Raw genomic sequence first — 19,103 nt, 5'->3', positions numbered from 1 at the left:
ATATGAATTTTAACACGAATATTCCGGGATTAAAAGATGTAGAGATTACGAAAGTAGAAGAAGTAGGCGATCGAATCGCATTGTATGTACAATTGCCTAAATGTACGCATCAATGTCCAGTTTGTAAAAAAGAAACTTCGAAGGTTCACGATTATCGTATACAAAAGATCAATCATTTAAAGTGGTTTGAACGTTTAACTATTCTTTTCTATAAACGTCGTCGTTATGTTTGTAAATGTGGAAAGCGTTTCTCCGAAAAATCCCTTTTCGTAGATAAATATCAACGGTATTCAAAGGAATGGAATCAATTTCCTCTCAAGTAGTTAACATAGTCACCCTCTATGGAATTTGTTGCTTCTTTAGATCTAACTTTTGCTACATATATAATCATATCTCCAGCTTTATTGTTTTCTCTTAAGCCTTTCTTTCATTTCTTCATAGACTGTATTCCAGTGGACCATCCTTGCATATAAATTTTGTAGTCTTGTTTGTATCCACCCACATTTGTTCGTTGATTATAGCGTATAGTGTTTGAATCACTTGTCGATTTGCCACAAAAAATGTGATGCAAATTGACTTTTTTAAGTTTTCAAATAACAAAAGATAGATTTCTAATATAAAAAAATGAATTTTTTTAGTTTTTCAGTGCCCTCTTCTCCAGATAGGACCAGTTTGGGTAATGTTTCAAGTAGTTAATGCATAAACGGTTGGAAACAACGTGTGCTTCCTGACCATCGATATAATGCAGATCCAACAATGAACTGATTTGTGTGGCTATTTGTACATTATCTCCAGCTTTTAACTGACTGTTTTTCATTTAATCCTCTTTCATTCGCATAAATGTGGCATCGTGGTCTGTTTTTGAATAGTTAATACGCTGAGCGCTTTCTTTTAGATAATTAGTTTTTTGATTTCTGTACTTACTTCTCGCAAGTCTAAGCATCGAATAAAATCTAACGACCCTTTTAGAGTGTCGTATTCATAGCAAAGAATCGCAAGGATAATATTAATTATATGTAAATTAGTTTGTAAATAGAGTTTAAACTCACCAAGAAGATTGTAGATTAAAAAAGACTTTATCCATATTCCCCCTTTACAAACAATTAATAATCCTTTACGTTCCCAACTATTTTTAATTAACAATTGTATTTTAAAGTAAATATGGAGGTGAGGAAATGTCAGTAGATTTGCATATGCATACAAATTGCTCAGACGGCGAGTTAAGTCCAAAAGAGTTGGTACAGTTAATTGTGCAGCAGGGATTACGTTATTTTTCAATTAGTGACCATGATACATTGGCTGCCTATGAAACGGTACAGCAATTTGTGCCAAGTGGGGTTACATGTATTCCAGCGATGGAGTTTAATACAGATGGGCCAAATGGGGAACTACATATTTTAGGGTATGGATTAGATGTAACGTATCAACCATTGCAACAATATTGTGATATGCGACGAAATGAGCGTTGGTTCTGGGCTGAAAAGATTGTAGAGCAACTCCAATCTTTTGGTTATGCAATTGACTTAAAAGCTGTACAGCGACGCGCAGCAGGTGGCATTATTGTGCGTACACATATTGCAGATGAGCTTGTAGCAATGGGTGCCTTTACGACACGTGAATTAGCATTTGAAACTGTGCTGAAAAAAGGGGCACCCGCCTCTATACCAAGAAAGGGTGCTACATCAGCCGAAGCGATTCAGATGATTCATGATGCAGGTGGCTTAGCTGTTTTGGCACACCCCGGAATTTACCAGTTCCCTTTCGATATTGATACTGTTGTACAAGAAGGAATTGATGGCATTGAAGTGTATTATGCACTTCATTCGCCTGCTGAGACGGAAAAATGGAAGCAAGTTGCACAGCATTATTCAATATACATGACGGTTGGCTGCGATTTTCATGGGCATACGTCTAAGAATCCGCAGCTACCAGGAACTGTTCCGTATCAAGAAGAAGCAGTACGACAATTTTTACAGGAGATTCTTACAAAGAAAAATGGGGTGCTACTATGAACATTTTTGCTTCTTCTACACTTTTTTGGGGGCAATCGTTAGAAGAAATATGTCAGAAAGTGCAGGTTGCGCAGCTGCAAGGCATCGAACTCTGGGTTGAACAAATGATTTTAGCAGACTGGTCAATTGGCACGATTGAAAAAGAATTACAGCAATCTGGATTAGCTCTTACATTACATGCACGTAGTTGGGATTTAAATATTGCATCGTTAAATGAAGAAATTCGCCAAGCATCAGTGCAAGATGTTGTGCGCACTCTTTTAATTGCAAAAGCATTGGATGTGCCGTCAATTACAGTACATCCAGGTCGAAAAATGATTGCTAACCATTCAGTTAATCTGTATAAGGTTGCGATGCAACGCAGTTTACAAACATTGTATGAGGCTAGTGAAAAAATCGGAGTTCAACTTTCAATAGAATTAATGGAGCATACACCAAAAGAATTGTATTGGCAGGCTAATATGTTGAACACTCTTATAAAACAATATCCGACTTTTCGCACAACTTTTGATATTGCACACATTGATATAGGCATATCAATTGAACAAGAACTTCAGCAGTTACACGCCATCGATAAAATTCATATAAGCGATTCGACTAGCCTTCAATATCATGTAGCACTTGGTACGGGCGAATTACAGTTGACTCCATCACTTTGGACAATGATAGAGCAATTAGAGGTGCCTGTTGTAATCGAAGGTCTTTGTTACGATGACACGTTATTTCAACAGCATCTTAATTATTTAGAAAAGGTAGGGGTTATACAGCGTGAACTTTTTACTTACAAACGATGATGGCCTATTTGCACCAGGTGTACGAGCATTAATCGAGGTGCTTAATAATTTTGGAACTGTTTATGTGTGCTGCCCTGATCAAGAAAGAAGTGCTATTTCTCATTCCATAACTTTACGTAAACCACTTAATATTCAAAAAAACGATTTGTTTGGGCAGCATGTGATGTCTTGGATGATTGATGGGACACCAGCTGATTGTGTGAAGCTCGCATTAGATATATTGGTGGATGAACCAATCGACTTTGTTATCTCTGGTATCAATTTAGGGGCGAACATTGGGAAAGATGTATTTTATTCAGGTACGATTAGTGCAGCCATTGAAGCAGCCTCGTTACATTATAAATCAATTGCTATTTCTATCGACGCTTATGATGCCCAAAAGACTAATTTTAAGCATGCCAAAATATATTTATATCAATTGCTACAACATTTGCTTCATCAACCTTTAACAGTTGGGACTGTTTATAACATTAATCTTCCTTACGTTGCACCAGAACATTATCTAGGACCAACCGTTGCTACTTTAGATTTTTCTTTAGAGCGCTATAAGCATATTCATATACAAGATGATTTAGGGGAAATTTTTTACTGGCTTAAAGACCATCGACGCTGTGTAGAAAGTACAGTAACACAAAGCGACTTTGCATTACTAGCTCAAGGTTATACAACCATTACCCCTATTTCTATTAGTCATATCAATGATGAGCAGTTTCAACACACCATTACTTTATTAAAAGGAGCAAAATAACGATGAAAAAGCTTTGGATGACAGCTTTACTTTTGACAATGATATTAGCAGCTTGTGGATCAACAGGAAAGCAAAAGACGGAGACTACTGATCAGCCATCTTCAACTACTGCTGCACCAGCGGACGTGTTAGAAGGGACTGTTAGCTTCTATACATCACAGCCTGAGGAAGATGCAATACAATTAATTACTGCATTTAATGAGCTGTACCCTGATATAGATGTGAAATTATTCCGATCAGGTACAGAGGAAGTTGTTGGTAAGGTGTTAGCTGAAAATACTGCTGGGGATGTACAAGCTGACGTCCTATTACTATCAGATCATGTTACTTTTGAAAAATTAAAAAGCCTATCTTTACTTGAAGGCTATGAATCAAAAGAGCTAGCAAATATCCCAGATAAATTTGTAGATGCTGACCACACTTATACAGGTACAAAGGTTATGGCAACTGTTATAGGCTATCATACTGGAAATGTTTCAGAAGCTCCTACATCTTGGAGTATATTAGAAGAAAAATCCAAGGAAACAATTATGCCTAGTCCACTTTACTCGGGTGCTGCAGCTTATAATTTAGGAATCTTTACACGACAAAGTAACTTTGGCTGGGATTACTATACAGCATTAAAAACAAATGGTGTGACAGTTGTCCAAGGAAACGGGGCAGCACTAAAAGGTTTACAAGCTGGTGAAAACAACTATGCGATGATTGTTGATTATTTAGTAAACAATGCTGCGAAAGAGGGATCTCCAGTAGCAATCGCCTACCCTACTGAGGGAGTACCCGTCATTACAGAACCAATTGGACTTGTAAAGGATGCCAAAGATCCAGAAGCAGCTCAAGCATTTATCGATTTTGTTTTATCTAAAGAAGGGCAAAATCTTGCTGCACAGCAAGGCTATGCACCTATCCGTACAGATGTAAAAGCACCGGAAGGATTGAAAAGTGTAGAAGAATTAACAGTACTTTCAAGTGATGTGAAGGAGTTACTGAGCAATCGTGAAGAAGATAAAAACAAATTTAAAACAATGTTTGGTGAGTAAACGTGGTCAATAAATCTTTTAACATTCAATCAGAACAGTCACAGCCTTCATCAGCTACTGAGCTTTGGTCGAAAAAAGGTATTATGACTGTAACGGCAATTGTCATCTTTATCTTTTTCTTCTTACCAGTTTTGCGATTAGTTTGGCAAAGTTTTCAGTATAATGGACAACTATCCGTTGCCCATTATGCGAAAATTTTAAGTGAAGCCTTTACATGGAATATGCTTGTGAATACGATGTGGATTGTGATTGGCTCTACTGCTCTATCGTTGCTACTAGGTGTATTTTTCGCTTGGCTAATGGCTTACACAGATTTCAGAGGAAAAAAATGGATTAATATATTTATATTACTTCCTTTTATCATCCCATCTTACATCGTAACGATTGCATGGACACAATTTGTGAAAGATATTCCATTCGGAACATTCAACCTTTATTCGCTTGGAGGCATTACATTTCTATTAGGAATTTCTCATTTCCCACTCGTCTATTTATTTACAGTGAATGTATTAAAGCGAATCCCACGGGAACTTGAATGGGCCGTGCTTGCATCAGGTGGTGGTAAATGGAAAGCATTTAGCGTTGTTACAGTTCCACTTGCATTGCCAGGCATTATTGGTGGCGGCATGATTGCTTTTTTATCGAACTTAGACAACTTTGGAATTCCTGCTTTTTTAGGAATTCCTGCTAACATTACTGTATTAAGTACAGCTATTTTCCAGGAAGTTATCGGCTTTGGTGAAAATGCCTTTGCTCGTGCTGCTACATTATCCGTGTTACTCGCATTCATTGCCCTTATTGTGACTGGACTTCAATGGCTTTTATTAAAAAAGTCAAAAGCGACTGAGACAAGCTATGTTGATGAAAAGCCACGCATATTTTTGGGAAAATGGAGACTCAGTACTGAAATCGTGGTTTGGAGCATTGTTTTATTATTCAGCGTAATGCCGTTATTTTCAATGGTGAAAACATCTTTAGTAAAAACATATGGATTACCGTTATCGTGGGAAACGCTTACCCTTTTTAATTTCAACTTTTTGTTATATGACTATAACAAAGTAGGGAATGCGCTGCAAACAAGTACTTTATTAGCATTAGGGACAGCAATAATTTGTACAATCGTTGGTACAGCGATTGCCTATATTCGTATTCGTCAGGCTACTATGTTTTCTAAATTAATTGAAATGATTATCGCTATTCCTTATACACTGCCGGGGATTGTACTTGCTCTAGCGATGATTTTGGCTTGGATGGAACCTATTCCCGGTTGGAATCCCGGACTATACGGCTCGATTTGGATTCTATTAATTGCTTATGTTACACGGTTTATGCTACTACAAGTCCGCGGAAGTAGTACAGCAATTTTGCAAGTTTCGGTAGATTTAGAAGAGGCAGCTCATATTGCAGGCGCTTCCCAGTTTGTCAAATGGCGGACAATTTTACTTCCGTTATTTTTACCAGGCATTATTAGCGGTACTATTTTAGTTATTTTAACTACTTTAACTGAACTAACCGTTTCCTCTCTACTTTGGTCTAGTGGGGCGGAAACAATTGGAGTGCTTATTTATAATTTTGAGCAAGCAGGTTATACGACCTATTCCACAGCGTTTTCAGTAATTGTATTACTCTATATGGCCGGATTAGCCGGTATATTGTATAGCATTATCCTAATCATCCGGAGAAAGGAGCAATTGTAATGATTACGATATTAAAGCAACTAAAAAAATCTTTCGGGTCAATGGACGTATTAAAAGGCATTGACTTGACGATTGAAGAAGGCGAATTTGTAGCTATTGTCGGTCCATCAGGATGCGGTAAAACGACTTTGCTTCGAATATTAGCAGGTTTTGAGAAACCGACAAGTGGAGTATTAATGATGGACGACCAATCTGTTGCTCATATTCCACCTGAACAACGTAATATTAGTCTGGTTTTCCAGTCTTTTGCACTGTGGCCACATATGAAAGTAAAGGATCAAATTGCCTTTCCATTAAAGCATCACCGATTTGTCGAGTCACAGTTAAAAGAAAATATGGAGGTACGTGTAGCGGAAATGTTGGATATTGTTAGTCTGAATCATTTAGCTCATCGTTACCCACATGAACTTTCAGGTGGACAGAAGCAACGTGTCGCTATTGCCCGTGCATTAAGTCCTGCACCTGCACTAATTTTGATGGATGAGCCGCTTAGTAGTCTCGATGCTAAGCTTCGTATAGAATTACGAAATGAAATCCAAACAATTCATCGGACGTTTAAAAAAGCGATTGTCTATGTCACACATGATCAAAGTGAAGCACTCGCAATGGCAGATAAAGTTGTCGTCATGAACGAAGGAAAAATCGAGCAAGTTGGGACACCGCAGACTATTTATTTTCAACCGAAGACACCTTTCGTCGCAACATTTATTGGCAAAGCAAATTTAATTAAAGGCATATGGGAAGGCGATTATTTTTACCCTGCTGTTAATAACACCCTTCAGTGGTATATCCCAAATATTCCTAGCTCTTTTAAAAACCAAGGCATCTGCCCAGTTCGTCCTGAGCAGTTTAAAGTACAAATTATTGAACAGAATCCTCACACAGCTAAGTTAGCTGGATTTTCTGGTATTGTGCATAACGTACAATTCCAAGGAAGAGAAGTTGTTTGCAATGTACAAGTCGGCTCAGATTTGTTAAACGTTATTACAGACACCCACCAACTTCCTTCAACTGGACAAACTGTTTTGTTAAACATTGAAACCGCCTCATCAACTACGGATGAGCAACATTCTATATTAGACTATATATGTGGTGCTTAATACTTTAGGAAGTATGCGTTCAGACTATTAATAAGCTTAGACTTCCTACTTCGATTATCATTCTAAATCATATCTGTCGAATATATAGCCAAACATACAATTTTTGGTAGTTATGAGAATTAGAGAAGCGACTATGAATACCCGAAGTAGAATCGGGAAGAAGAATAAAAAAGAATAGAGAAAGGTTTAGTGAAGATAGCTATCATTTCACAAAAAATCGCCTTAAAAAGAGAGCTCAGAAGAATCGAGGTGAGGTATTACCCGTCTACTCGTTTGAAAAATCGTCTGAGCTCTTTTTTCTACTGTGGAAACACAGCAAGGCGTCGGTAGCCCACCTCACGAGCTTGCCAAAGACGAAGCAGGCACACACTACTTACTTATCCATACTGGGTCGCGTTATGTCGGAGCTAAGGTAGCGAATTGGCATCAAAAAAGAGCCTATGAAACATTACAACAAGAAGATTTAAAAGATAAAATTGCCGAGCTGAAATATCAGGGGCGCGAAAAAGAAATTCAAGCGATGATTAAAGCTTTTAAAGAGCAAAATCTTATTGTACCAAAAGATTTAGCTTATTTAGAGGGTGAGTATTTCCATGATTATATTCACGATATGAAAATTGCTCAGCAATATGCTCGGATGAATCGTTGGACAATTGCCGAAACAATCTCCAAGCATATGAACTGGCGTTTTAACGAAACATTCGATACGATCCATAACTATATTGATACAGAAACAATGACGTTAAGAAAAGGAGCCGTTCGAGCAAATAAAGGGGAGAAGCTGGTTATTCCTATGAATATGCGAGATGGCTCACTTATTTGTATGGGGAAAGGGAATGCAGATTGGAATTACTCAGCACCACATGGGGCAGGGAGAATGTATTCTCGCCGTGCTGCAAAAGAAGCACTAAACATGGAAGATTTTAAAGAAATGATGCAAGGCATTTGGACAACATCCGTAAACGAAGAAACATTAGATGAAGCCCCAATGGCATATAAGCCGATGTCAGAAATCACATCTGTTCTTGAGGAAACTGCAGATATAATAAAAGTAATTACACCTGTTTATAATTTTAAAGCTAGCGAAGCCGTTAAGCCTTATGAGCGAAAAAATCAAAAAAATTCCTAATAATAGAAAGTACTTGCATTTACTCTTATCTATTAACATTATTTCTTTAATGGTATAAAATAGGCTTACAAAGATGAAGTGGGTGGTTTCTTGGTATCTTCAAAAGATGTGGCTAAATATGCGGGTGTCTCTCAAACAACGGTTTCAAGAGTGTTAAATACTCCTGAACTCGTAAAGCCGAAAACTGTTGAAAAAGTGATGCGGGCAATTGAGGATTTAAACTATATTCCAAATGATATTGCAAGATCACTTGTACAGAAAAAAACTGGCATTATTACTTTGATATCAGGGCCTTTACATAATCCTTTTTTTGTCGATACAACTACTGCAATCGTTAATTATGTTACTGCTCGGGGCTATAAAGTAAATGTTTATTTTGGTACGGAAGATGATTTAGATTCTATTTATAATTCGGTTTTGGAAACTAGGGCTGATGCGATTATTTTATCGTCTATGTTATATGAAGATGACTTATTTTTTAAGCTTGAAAAACTAGGCGTACCTTTTATCATGTATAATCGCAAGCATCGAGAAAACAGGTATTTTGTAGAAATTGATAATGTGGAAGCTGGTTATATAGCGACGAATCATATTTTATCTTTAGATCATCGTAACATATGCTGGATTGGCGGCCCACATGAAATCAGTACTTTTTTTGAAAGGTACAATGGCTTTAAAAATGCATTAAAGGACAGCGGTATAGATGTAAATACAGTGTCAGCATTTTTTACAAATACGAAAAAAGACGATATTGAACGAATATTTGAGGAAATACTAAAGCTTCCTACGAGGCCTACCGCTATTTGTGCCGCAACAGATGCAATTGCTATTGAAATTTTAAACCTTTGCTTAGAGAGGGGCTTTCATGTTCCTCAAGATTTTAATGTTATTGGCATTGATAATGTGGAGCTCAGTAAGCACTATTCAATTGCTTTAACAACAGTAGGTTTAGAATCCGAAAAAAACCTCGGATTTATTGCTATTGAAAAATTATTTGAAGTAATGGAGAAAAAAAGTGCTTGCATCCAACAAACAGAATCTGTTAAACTTTTCCCGAGAAATACAACAAGTAAAAAAATAAACTGATGCCTCAGTTTATTTTTTAAAACCAAAATGGTTACGTATTCATTTTTTTATTTTCAGAAATGAATACGTAACCATTTAAAGAAAGGAGTGAGTAAGGTCTTGAAAAAGAGCTTATTTATTAATGGACAATGGCAAATGACAGATGAATTTATGGAGGTTCAAGCTCCCTACTCAAAAGAGGTCATTGCTCAATTTGCTATGGCCACTGAAGATGATGTACAGCATGCAATTGAAAGTGCTCATGCAGCAGAAGCCGAAATGGCAGCATTAACAGCATTTCAAAGAGCAGAAATTTTAGAACAATTATCGGATCTATTTGCCGAAAATCGAGAAGAGGCAGCTAGAATTATTTCACTAGAATCAGCTAAACCGTTAAAATATGCCTATGCTGAGATTGATCGAACGATTGAAACTTACAAATTTGCAGCAGAAGAAGCTAAACGACTATCTGGTGAAATGATTCCAATGGATGCATCTAAAAGTGGAGAGGGTAGATTTGGTTATACAATTCGAGAGCCATTGGGCGTTATTGCGGCTATTACACCCTTTAATTTTCCACAAAATTTAGTAGCCCATAAAGTTGGACCCGCATTAGCAGCTGGAAATACGATTGTTTTGAAGCCTGCAACCCAAACAGCGTTATCTGCTCATTTTTTAGCAAAATTATTGGCACAAACAAAATTACCAGCAGGTGCATTTAACTTAGTAACTGGGCAAGGAAAACTAGTAGGAGATGCCTTTTTAGCACATCCAAAAGTAAAGATGATTACATTTACTGGAAGTCCTGCTGTAGGTATTTCCCTCCGCAATCGCGCTGGCTTAAAGAAAGTCACATTAGAACTTGGTTCGAATGCTGGTGTAATTGTTGATGAAGGGATTCAACTCGATAAGATTATGGACCGAATTGTGATGGGGGCTTTTGCAAATCAAGGTCAAGTTTGCATCTCCCTACAGCGTATATATGTAAAAGAAAATATGATGAATGTATTATTAGAAAAACTAAAAGCAAAAATAGAACAGCTAACAATAGGGGACCCATTAGATGTAACAACGGATTTAGCGATGATGATTTCAGAAACTGAGCAACAGCGTGCTGTCACATTGATAGAAGAAGCGGTAGCAGAAGGTGCCGAAGTACTGACAGGTGGTCGTATTGAAAATAATATTTTACTTCCAACAGTATTATATAATGTATCCTCTCAAAGCCGTGTATCTTGTGAAGAAATATTTGCACCTGTTGTAATTGTCAATTCTGTTTCTTCCATAGAAGAAGCTATTGATGCTGTCAATGATTCACATTACGGCTTACAGGCAGGCATATTTACACCTTCAATCGAGATGGCCTTTAAAGCTTCAAAGAAATTACAAGTAGGAGGCGTCATTATTAATGACGTTCCAACATACCGTGTTGACCATATGCCATATGGCGGCATTAAAGAAAGCGGAACCGGTCGAGAAGGCATCAAATATGCAGTTGAGGAAATGACAGAAATGAAGCTAGTGATTTGGAATAACAATTAACTTCTTTCAGCAGCAAATGTTTTTATGTAGCGAAAGCAAAGCGACAGCTACAAATGTTTTATGTAGCGAAAGCAAAGCGACAGCTACAATTATGTCGAGGCATAAATGATTCCGAAATGGAGATGGTTGTAAATGAACATTATCAAACAGCACCCGAAATTGTATGTTATGGGTAATGGAACAATGCGAATGGATAAAAACTATCTGATTGCCATGCATAACCCTGCAACGATTGATCATCCAAACCAGCCAAATGAATTTATAGAGCTTCCAGTTTATACAGTATTAATTGATCATCCAGAAGGAAAAGTATTATTTGATACAGCATGTAACCCAAATTCAATGGGATCTGAAGGGCGCTGGGGTGAATTTACTCAAAAAGCATTCCCGATTAATATGCCAGAAGAATGCTATTTACATCATCGTTTAGAAGAGTTAAATGTGCGTCTAGAAGATATTAAATATGTTGTAGCTTCACATTTACATTTAGATCATGCAGGCTGTTTAGAGCTTTTTACAAATGCAACGATTATTGTACAGGAAGATGAATTCAATGGAACTTTACAAACATACGCAAGAAATGTAAAAGAAGGTGCCTATATTTGGGGTGACATTGATATGTGGATAAAAAACAATTTACAATGGCGATTAATTAAGCGTGGTGAGGATAATGTGAAACTTGCAGAAGGAATCCAAGTTTTGAATTTTGGAAGCGGTCATGCTTGGGGAATGCTAGGTTTGCATATTAATATGCCAGAAACGGGTGGAATTATTTTAGCTTCAGATGCCATTTACACCGCTGAAAGCTTTGGGCCGCCTGTCAAGCCACCTGGTATACTTTATGATTCTGTTGGCTATAATTCTACAGTTGAACGAATTAGAAGATTAGCAAATAAAACAAATTCGCAAGTGTGGTTTGGCCATGATTCAGTCCAATTTAAGTCATTTAGAAAATCGACAGAAGGCTATTATGAATAGATAGGAGTAGAACAATTATGCATAAATTAACCTTTACTCCTGCGAGTTATACAGGCTGGGGTTGCTTAAGTCAGCTACTACCGGAAGTAGAAAAATTGAAAGCAAATAATATTTTAATAATCACAGATCCATTTTTAAAAGAGTTAGGTTTAACAGATCATCTTGAAAAGCCATTATTTGAAAATGGGTACGCTACAACTATTTATACCGATATTGCCCCAGAGCCACCGCTCGCAATTGGTGAGAAACTAGTTGATTTTACTAGAAAACATCATTTTGATTTAGTGATTGGTTTAGGGGGAGGAAGTGCATTAGACTTAGCGAAACTTGCCGCGGTTTTAGCAACACATGATGGGAAAGTGGCAGATTACTTAAATTTAACAGGAACAAAAACTCTTGAAAATAAAGGGTTACCTAAAATTTTAATTCCAACTACATCCGGAACAGGCTCAGAAGTGACAAATATTTCAGTACTGTCACTTGAAACAACGAAGGATGTTGTGACACATGATTACTTATTAGCAGATGTCTCCATTGTAGACCCTGCGTTAACGATTTCCGTACCATCCAAAGTGACCGCTGCTACAGGCGTAGATGCTTTAACACATGCAATAGAGGCTTATGTTTCTGTAAATGCCAATGAAGTAACTGATGCACTTGCATTACAAGCCATTAAATTAATTAGTGGCTCCATTCGAACTGCAGTGCATGACGGTCAGAATAAGCAGGCTCGTTCGGATATGAGTTATGGTAGTTATTTGGCAGGCTTAGCCTTTTTTAATGCTGGTGTTGCAGGAGTACACGCTTTAGCGTATCCACTTGGTGGCCAGTTCCATATTGCTCATGGAGATTCCAACGCAGTGCTATTACCATATGTCATGGGCTATATTCGTCAAAGTTGCGAGAAACGTATGAAAGATATTTTAGATGCAATGGGTATTTCAACTGCGTATTTATCGCAAGAAGAGGCTTCCTATAAATGTGTAGATGCATTGAAGCAACTTGTTCACGATGTTAATATTCCGTCCACATTACAAGGATTTAATATACCAGAATTAGCACTGGAACAACTAACGGATGATGCGACAATGCAAACAAGAATTTTAGCACGTAGTCCGATGCCGCTTAAGCGAGAAGATATCTATTCGATATATCGTGCAGCATTTGATGGAGAAGTTCGAGAACCTCATCTACTATAAAGAAGATACGAGAAACGTTGATTGCTGGCGTTTCTCTTTTTTAGGAACTTACCCAAAGATTAAAGTCCTTGTTAGTGAAATAACTACTTCCAGGTAAATAATGTTTAAACATTTCCAAAGTATCCGTATGCTCTTTTAATACAGCAATGGTTTTATTGTTTGGTTTTGCTAAAATAATAGAATAATCCTCTTCGTTAAGTTCCTTGTTAATGGAAAAAACTAATTTTTTTTCATCAAATGAAAATTGAATATTAACACCTATTAATTAAAGATTGTGAAGGAATCTACTTAAAGTAACGGAGTGCTTTAGTGAAATATTCGATTTAAGAAAACATAAAAACAGAGTTGATTCTACACATCTTGTAGATTAACTCTGTTTTTATGTTTTAACAGCAACAGTCAAAGAAGCCCTTTTTTTAATTCTATGAAGTATTACATACAGAATATAAATGAAAATGAAATTTGTTACAATTGGTTAAATAATTAAAAATAAATCGAACGAAAATGTCAGCTTGACTGTCTAATAAGTAGAAGGGGGTGTATGTGATGGATGAACAAACATTGGTGAAGCGTGCGATAGCTGGGGACGAAGATGCTTTTTTACATCTAATAAAACAATATGAACAGACGATGTACCGTATGGCATTTGCTTATTTAAGAAATGAACATGATGCCATTGAAGCAATACAAGAAGCTACATATCGAAGCCTAAAAAAGATACATACCGTAAAAGAACCAGGTTATTTTAGTACGTGGCTTGTCCGAATTTTACTCAATATTTGCCATGATATGCGTGAAAGAAGCAGACGTCTTGATTTGCAGGAAGACATAGAAATCAGTGATAATGCCCCCAATTATGAGCGCTTTGAAATGACAGATATCATTACGAAGCTACCAAAAGAGCAGCAAGAGCTTATTTTTCTAAAATATTTTCAAGATTATAAAAATCAAGATATCGCTAGACTTCAAAATATTCCAGAAGGAACTGTGAAGTCAAGGTTACATGCGGCATTGAAAAAGCTAAAACTATATTTTACGGAGAGGGGAGAGCTATAGATGAAACAGGTAGAAAAGCATGATTATGATGTTTTTGTCAAAGAACTAGCGAAAATTGACATACCACATGAGCATTTAGAAGAGTCGCATAGGAAAAGTGTCATACGCTTCCAAAAAGAAAAGCGTAATCGACAACGTATATGGAAAAGCATTGCTGTTACTTGTGCATTGCTGTTACTTTTTGTAACGTCTATCCGTGTATCTCCAGCTTTTGCGAGTACCATCGCAAAAATCCCAGGCTTTGCTCCGTTAGTAGAGATGATTACGTATGATAAAGGGGTCAAAGATATACTCCATAACAACTATTATGAGGAACTAGGACTGTCACAAACGAAAAATGGTGTATCATTTACACTTCAAGGAGTTATTGCTGATGAAACAGGTATGATATTGCCTTATACATTTTCGGCACCGTTCGATGTTCGTGATTTAGCAACGAAGAAAATGGAGCTCCGTCTAAATGGTGAGGTATTACCCGCTGGAATAAGTTACAGTTGGTATAGCGAAAAAGAAACAACTTTGATTGAAGATAAATTTGCGGCTTCATTTAAAAATCCTATAAATTATGACAATGCTAATTTTGAACTATATATACAATTTGCAGATGAAAAACAAACAGAGTTTACGATCCCATTCTCACTTAAAAAGCCAATAGCGAAAACGAAGTCCTATGTATTGAATGAAATAATGAGCTTTGAAGGTCAGCAAATCACCATCAAGTCTGTATCTATTTCACCGCTCCGTACAGGTGTTACAATCGCTCTCGATCCACATAATGATCAGCGTATTTTAGGATTTGATGATATTCGTCTATTAGATGAAAAAGGGGAGGAATGGACGACGATTAATAATGGCATAACAGCTACAGGGGATTTTATGGATGGGGAAGCGACATTCTTTATGCAAAGTAATTATTTTAGAGAGCCCAAAAAGTTAACATTATCCATTGGAAAAGTAAAAGCATTGCCGAAAGGGCAAGATTTTATAGAGGTAGATTTTAACCAAAAGAAAGTGCTATCGAAACCACCTCTCCCAGGCTTAAAAGTTCAAGTTAATAAGCACATGGTAACAGTAAATGTTCCAACTTCTTATGAAAATAAAAATATCGGTTTACTTGGTACAGCAATAGATGCAAATGGCGAAACTGTTTATAGTAATTCAGCAAGTTATCATAGACCTGATGAATACGTAATCGAACAAACCGAAACATATGACATGAAGGGAGTCGTCAACCCAGTTCGCATCAATTTCTCACATTATGAAAACTTTTTAGATGGAACTCAAACAATTGATATTCCACTGAAATAGAGGTGGAATTTCGGTGCCGAAATAAGTAAGAAAAAGAGAAATGTTAGTTTTTAGCATTTCTTTTTTTATTAGGCTCTGTTTAATTACGGTGTTGATATTTGATTATTACGAATGTTGGTTCTGACACATTAAAAGGGTAGATTATTAGTATTTACCACAAGAATACGTTTTTAATTTGAGAAAAACAACAATCAAGTTAAACAGAGCCAAATTTAATAATGAATAAAGTATTAGGAAGAAGAAAATTATTGTGAATATTTCCCTAGTAAATGAATAGTAAATAATGATTAATTGGTATATAATAGATATTATTTTATTATATGGAGGGCATACTAGTGAAATTAGTACTACAGATAACAAGTGTGATATTAATTGTTTCCGCTATAATTTTTGCTTTATCTCAAATCTCAAGTTTAAAAAAAGAAAGGGAGGATATGAAATATTGGGAAGAAGCGACTCGTAAACATTATGATAATAACCTTATAGAAGAAAAATATTCTGTATTAAAAGATAGTTATACCTCTCATCTCACTACAACTTTAGTATTAGCAATATCTATTATATTAACAGGAATATTCTTTCTAGCCATAGCGAAAATTATTTCCTTACTTCAAGACATAAGTTTAAAAATTTATAAGAAGCCTCAAGAAGAGGAATTTGAGTTGTTAAATTAATCGGAGGAATAGTATGTTAGTTGATATAAATTGTCCAATTGAAGTGCTTAAGTATCAGCTTTATAGAAGTAAAGAAACTGGTAAGGTTTATTGCTCATTTAGATTTAATAATATTTCAGAAAATAGAATTAAAGGCTTTAATGCTACCATTTATTGTTTTGATCAATTTGGTGAGCCAGTTGGTTGGGAATCAAATAGCTTTAAATATAAACTTCAGCTACCTGAATCAATAGGTCCTAACCAAGCATTTGGTGACAATGAAAAAATTTCATTAGAAAATTTTCCACATGCAAGAAACATTGATATAGTCATTGAGAAAGTACTTTTTAGTGATGAAACTACATGGACTCAAACTGAATCAGAGCTAGAAAAAGTAGAACTAAAAGAAATTAATAACCCTAGGCTATTAACGTTTGTAAAAACACATGAAGGAAATGATGCAAAATACTATTCACAAATATTGAATGATAAATGGACATGTGTATGTGGACGTCTTAACGTAAAGAATATGAACACATGTAAGCGTTGTAAAAGAGAAAAAGATCATGTTCTTTCTATCTATAATAATGAAGAAGCGATTAATGACCAAATTAAATTATATGAAAAACAGTTGGAAGAGAAAAAAAAGAAAGAGCTATTAGAAAAAGAACGCCAACAAGAAATATTTAAGAAAAAAGTAAAGCAAATGATTAAATATAGCTCTGTGTTAATCAGTCTTTTATTGCTTATTGGTATTGCAACTTATGGCTTTATAACAAAGTTTACTTTTTCATGGGAAAATTATCTTTTATTAAAAGATAAGGATGTCTCTTTGATTGAAGCAGTAAAAAGTCAAAATATGAATGATATAAATTTTTTGATTGAAAACGGGGCCAATGCTAATTTTGTTAACAAAGATGGCGAAAATTCAATAAGTGAAGCCATCAAATTACCTAATAAAAAATTAGCTATTTCCTTAATGAATAAAGGAATGGGAAGTATTAGAGTTGGAAAAGACAAGGATACGCTTGCACATGTTGCAATCAATAATGAACAATATGAAATATTAAAAGAGCTTCATAAATACGGTATTGATATGGACGTAAAGAATGAGATGGGGCATACCGTTCTATATTCTGCAATGAAAACAGGGAATCGAGAGATGATTGAATACCTTATTAATGAAATGAAAGTAAATCTTCAAGAAGTAGATAACGAGGGAAACAATATAGTTCAAGTAGCCTTATTACAGCAGTTAAACAATACAGCATTAATAAAAGAATTATTGAACCTGGATATTGATTTAAAGAGAGTGAATATAGATGGACAAAATACATACGAAACGGCTATTCTTACTCAAAATAAAGAGGTAGTTCAAATATTTATAGATAAAGGACTAGATCTTAATAAGGTTGATAAATTTGGAAATAATGCAATCCATGTTCTCCTAAATCATAAAAAAGATAATTTTGATTTTTTAGCAGAATTGATAAAAAAGGGAACAAATGTAAATGGATTCAATGAACAAGGTCAAACACCATTATATTTAGCGATAGTAAATGGGGATAAAAAAACTGTTGAAGAACTAATTAATAAAAAGGCAGATATAAAAACTGTTAATAGTAGCGGTGACTCAGCACAAGAGATAGCTGAAAAGTATAATAAATCTTTGGTGGGATTATTTGAGCAAGGTAGATTTATTATTAAGATTGATAAACAAAAGAATGGTTTTATGGTTAATGGAATCGCTCTAGGTAATTCGAGAAAAGATGTAGTTAATAAGTTAGGAAAACCAGCTAAGAGGAAACAGTTCGATACCGCATATGGTGAAATAGACTGTGATTTTTATTACTTGAAAGACAGTACAGGACAAGATATAGAGACGCAATATTGTTCTTATATAGGTAAAAGCGATAAGATTGAAAACATATCGTTTGAATTTTATTCTAAACAGCTAAATGAAAAATGGTATAAAGATTTAGGAGAACCGTATGTCAATGATGAAGCGCCGTTATTTTACTTAAAGGGTACAGATCAACTATTGCTTTTAAAACCAAACGAAGAAGTAGGGTTTCTTAGCTATAGTGGCCTTTTTGATTAAGTCCATATAATATGTAAAAGAAAAGAGTCATTTTTAATCTTCCTGAGTAAATGTTAAGTAAGACTAAAACATTGAGGAGGAATAAAAAATGACTCAATTTACTAGTAAATTTTAAGCTTCAGCATCTGGTGTAAATGAACGTGTCGCTAATTCAGCGTCAAGCATAAAGATGGCATTAGAATCATTTTCAATGCGTTCAATTTTACGAATTAACGTGTCGAATGTTGATTCTTCCTCCACTTGCTCGTCAATAAACCATTTTAAGAAAGCCATTGTCGCATGCTCGCGCTCGTCTAAAGCGATATCCGATAGATTATAAATACGGCGAGTCACTTCCTTCTCGTGTGAAAGAGCAGTTTTGAAGGCATGTAAAATAGACTCGAAATGGTTATCTGGGCTATCGAAGCCATGGATTGTTGCACGGTAGCCCAGATCGCTTAGGAAATTATAAAATTTCATCGCATGGAAGCGCTCTTCTTCAGCCTGTACTAAAAAGAAGTTGGCAAAGCCATCGTAATCTTGATCTGTGCAATATGCCGCCATCGCCATATAAGCATGCGCAGAGTAAAATTCAAAATTCATTTGTTCGTTTAGTGCTGTGTGTAGTTTTTCAGATAACATAAAAGTTTTCCTCCCTTTGCAGTAAATACCTGCTGCATCTCTTTTAGTATACAGCGAAGA

17 protein-coding genes and 1 pseudogene are annotated in these 19,103 nt (G+C 35.8%); 16 read left to right on the top strand and 2 right to left on the bottom strand.

All coding sequences use genetic code 11. The features are described 5' to 3' along the window. Nucleotides 1-2: 2 nt before the first annotated feature. Nucleotides 3-308: pseudogene (locus C7Y47_RS00770) on the top strand (transposase family protein); the annotation flags it as partial. Nucleotides 309-634: 326 nt separating this feature from the next. On the opposite strand, the gene C7Y47_RS00765 reads toward C7Y47_RS00770, so the two are convergent. Beyond that, nucleotides 635-817: a hypothetical protein gene (locus C7Y47_RS00765; RefSeq protein ID WP_142507020.1), complete on the bottom strand. Its 183-nt coding sequence runs from the start codon at nucleotides 815-817 to the stop codon at nucleotides 635-637. Between the two features lie 358 nt (nucleotides 818-1,175). On the opposite strand from C7Y47_RS00765, the gene C7Y47_RS00760 reads away from it, so the two are divergent. The 15 genes from C7Y47_RS00760 to C7Y47_RS00690 all read left to right on the top strand — a co-directional run bounded on the left by C7Y47_RS00760 (nucleotide 1,176) and on the right by C7Y47_RS00690 (nucleotide 18,422). Further along, nucleotides 1,176-2,012 (top strand): PHP domain-containing protein, encoded by an 837-nt coding sequence (locus C7Y47_RS00760; protein ID WP_142507019.1) that lies wholly within the window; start codon nucleotides 1,176-1,178, stop codon nucleotides 2,010-2,012. Then, complete coding sequence (locus tag C7Y47_RS00755) at nucleotides 2,009-2,806, top strand: sugar phosphate isomerase/epimerase family protein (RefSeq protein WP_142507018.1); 798 nt, start codon at nucleotides 2,009-2,011, stop codon at nucleotides 2,804-2,806. Before C7Y47_RS00760 ends, C7Y47_RS00755 begins: the two co-directional genes overlap by 4 nt. After that, on the top strand, nucleotides 2,781-3,554 hold the full coding sequence (gene surE, locus C7Y47_RS00750; protein WP_142507017.1) for a 5'/3'-nucleotidase SurE: 774 nt from the start codon (nucleotides 2,781-2,783) through the stop codon (nucleotides 3,552-3,554). The genes C7Y47_RS00755 and surE overlap by 26 nt, the downstream gene beginning before the upstream one ends. Nucleotides 3,555-3,556: 2 nt before the next feature. Then, nucleotides 3,557-4,594, top strand: a complete 1,038-nt coding sequence (locus C7Y47_RS00745; RefSeq protein ID WP_142507016.1) for an ABC transporter substrate-binding protein — start codon at nucleotides 3,557-3,559, stop codon at nucleotides 4,592-4,594. Nucleotides 4,595-4,596: 2 nt separating this feature from the next. Beyond that, the gene (locus C7Y47_RS00740) at nucleotides 4,597-6,291 is read left to right on the top strand and encodes an ABC transporter permease (RefSeq protein ID WP_255504955.1); all 1,695 of its coding nucleotides are present in this window, start codon (nucleotides 4,597-4,599) and stop codon (nucleotides 6,289-6,291) included. Continuing rightward, a complete protein-coding gene (locus C7Y47_RS00735) occupies nucleotides 6,291-7,391 on the top strand; it encodes an ABC transporter ATP-binding protein (RefSeq protein ID WP_142507015.1) in 1,101 nt (366 codons plus the stop codon). The genes C7Y47_RS00740 and C7Y47_RS00735 overlap by 1 nt, the downstream gene beginning before the upstream one ends. A 304-nt stretch (nucleotides 7,392-7,695) precedes the next feature. Continuing rightward, complete coding sequence (locus C7Y47_RS00730) at nucleotides 7,696-8,520, top strand: RtcB family protein (protein WP_142507014.1); 825 nt, start codon at nucleotides 7,696-7,698, stop codon at nucleotides 8,518-8,520. A 90-nt stretch (nucleotides 8,521-8,610) separates the two neighbouring features. Then, nucleotides 8,611-9,606, top strand: coding sequence for a LacI family DNA-binding transcriptional regulator (locus C7Y47_RS00725; protein ID WP_142507013.1), 996 nt, complete (start codon nucleotides 8,611-8,613; stop codon nucleotides 9,604-9,606). A 99-nt stretch (nucleotides 9,607-9,705) separates the two neighbouring features. Next, nucleotides 9,706-11,127, top strand: a complete 1,422-nt coding sequence (locus C7Y47_RS00720; RefSeq protein ID WP_142507012.1) for an aldehyde dehydrogenase family protein — start codon at nucleotides 9,706-9,708, stop codon at nucleotides 11,125-11,127. A gap of 132 nt (nucleotides 11,128-11,259) precedes the next feature. Continuing rightward, entirely contained in the window at nucleotides 11,260-12,105 is an 846-nt protein-coding gene (gene ahlS, locus C7Y47_RS00715; protein ID WP_142507011.1) for an AhlS family quorum-quenching N-acyl homoserine lactonase, read from the top strand. A 17-nt stretch (nucleotides 12,106-12,122) separates the two neighbouring features. After that, a complete protein-coding gene (locus C7Y47_RS00710; RefSeq protein WP_142507010.1) occupies nucleotides 12,123-13,304 on the top strand; it encodes an iron-containing alcohol dehydrogenase in 1,182 nt (393 codons plus the stop codon). A 546-nt stretch (nucleotides 13,305-13,850) separates the two neighbouring features. Continuing rightward, nucleotides 13,851-14,360 carry a sigma-70 family RNA polymerase sigma factor gene (locus C7Y47_RS00705; protein ID WP_142507009.1) on the top strand — a complete coding sequence of 170 codons (510 nt, stop codon included), beginning with the start codon at nucleotides 13,851-13,853 and terminating at the stop codon, nucleotides 14,358-14,360. Next, nucleotides 14,361-15,668, top strand: a complete 1,308-nt coding sequence (locus C7Y47_RS00700; RefSeq protein ID WP_142507008.1) for a DUF4179 domain-containing protein — start codon at nucleotides 14,361-14,363, stop codon at nucleotides 15,666-15,668. 335 nt (nucleotides 15,669-16,003) lie between these two features. Continuing rightward, the gene (locus tag C7Y47_RS00695; RefSeq protein ID WP_255504953.1) at nucleotides 16,004-16,342 is read left to right on the top strand and encodes a hypothetical protein; all 339 of its coding nucleotides are present in this window, start codon (nucleotides 16,004-16,006) and stop codon (nucleotides 16,340-16,342) included. Between the two features lie 13 nt (nucleotides 16,343-16,355). Further along, a complete protein-coding gene (locus C7Y47_RS00690) occupies nucleotides 16,356-18,422 on the top strand; it encodes an ankyrin repeat domain-containing protein (protein WP_142507006.1) in 2,067 nt (688 codons plus the stop codon). A gap of 111 nt (nucleotides 18,423-18,533) precedes the next feature. Here C7Y47_RS00690 and C7Y47_RS00685 read toward each other — a convergent pair whose 3' ends face one another. Then, nucleotides 18,534-19,043 (bottom strand): ferritin, encoded by a 510-nt coding sequence (locus C7Y47_RS00685; protein WP_142507005.1) that lies wholly within the window; start codon nucleotides 19,041-19,043, stop codon nucleotides 18,534-18,536. Between the last annotated feature and the right edge of the window lie 60 nt (nucleotides 19,044-19,103).

Source organism: Lysinibacillus sphaericus, assembly GCF_006864135.1.
In the GTDB taxonomy this organism is placed as follows: Bacteria; Bacillota; Bacilli; order Bacillales_A; family Planococcaceae; genus Lysinibacillus.
Note: the sequence above shows the minus strand (reverse complement) of the source record. Positions and strands in the feature narration are given on the sequence as shown.

Coding starts and splice junctions, on each gene's coding strand:
- C7Y47_RS00755 (WP_142507018.1), top strand. CDS start 2,009: ATGAACATTTTTGCTTCTTCTACACTTTTTTGGGGGCAATCGTTAGAA.
- C7Y47_RS00700 (WP_142507008.1), top strand. CDS start 14,361: ATGAAACAGGTAGAAAAGCATGATTATGATGTTTTTGTCAAAGAACTA.
- ahlS (WP_142507011.1), top strand. CDS start 11,260: ATGAACATTATCAAACAGCACCCGAAATTGTATGTTATGGGTAATGGA.
- C7Y47_RS00690 (WP_142507006.1), top strand. CDS start 16,356: ATGTTAGTTGATATAAATTGTCCAATTGAAGTGCTTAAGTATCAGCTT.
- C7Y47_RS00685 (WP_142507005.1), bottom strand. CDS start 19,043: ATGTTATCTGAAAAACTACACACAGCACTAAACGAACAAATGAATTTT.
- C7Y47_RS00735 (WP_142507015.1), top strand. CDS start 6,291: ATGATTACGATATTAAAGCAACTAAAAAAATCTTTCGGGTCAATGGAC.
- C7Y47_RS00705 (WP_142507009.1), top strand. CDS start 13,851: ATGGATGAACAAACATTGGTGAAGCGTGCGATAGCTGGGGACGAAGAT.
- C7Y47_RS00765 (WP_142507020.1), bottom strand. CDS start 817: ATGAAAAACAGTCAGTTAAAAGCTGGAGATAATGTACAAATAGCCACA.
- C7Y47_RS00760 (WP_142507019.1), top strand. CDS start 1,176: ATGTCAGTAGATTTGCATATGCATACAAATTGCTCAGACGGCGAGTTA.
- C7Y47_RS00745 (WP_142507016.1), top strand. CDS start 3,557: ATGAAAAAGCTTTGGATGACAGCTTTACTTTTGACAATGATATTAGCA.
- C7Y47_RS00710 (WP_142507010.1), top strand. CDS start 12,123: ATGCATAAATTAACCTTTACTCCTGCGAGTTATACAGGCTGGGGTTGC.